Origin of the sequence: Sulfitobacter sp. CW3 (assembly GCF_019392245.1) — a bacterium.
In the GTDB taxonomy this organism is placed as follows: Bacteria; Pseudomonadota; Alphaproteobacteria; order Rhodobacterales; family Rhodobacteraceae; genus Sulfitobacter.
On sequence record NZ_JAHXRL010000041.1, the window covers coordinates 1 to 430 of the forward strand.

The following is a 430-nucleotide window of genomic DNA, read 5'->3' on the forward strand; positions in this document are numbered from 1 at the left end:
GGATAGTTCCCAATCCGGTATGGTGGCAAGGTAACGATTGCAGGCAGCGGCGAGCCTCCCAGCGAACTGGGTCGGCATGACCGCCGCCACCTCGCGCATCAAGCCCCTGATGGCAGCCTCTCGGCCTGCCCCAGACAGGCGTTCGTCCTCGCCCAACCGCTCCAGGATCGAGACGACGTTCTCCGCGATGATGTCGGCAATGCGCATGTTGTTGCTATGCATCGATCGCCCTCCTACAGAAATCCGCTGATGCTATGCCCTCCTGAAGGAGTTGGCGCGGCGGGATGTGCCCGACGACGGTCCTGGGGTGCCGGTGACCGGACTGGTCCATGGGTGGCAGTTTTGCCACCATACGGTCAAGCTTGGTCGTGGCCGGGGACCCCTCCAGTTTTCAGATCGCCGTGCTGGCGCTGCGCTTATGAGCCGTCGC

At 63.5% G+C, this 430-nt stretch carries 1 protein-coding gene; it reads right to left on the reverse strand.

Going from position 1 to position 430, the window contains the following annotated elements; genetic code table 11:
• Positions 1–222, reverse strand: a 222-nt coding sequence (locus KZZ06_RS20120; protein WP_219581767.1) for a hypothetical protein, incomplete at its 3' end; no start/stop codon positions are given.
• Positions 223–430 lie beyond the last annotated feature (208 nt).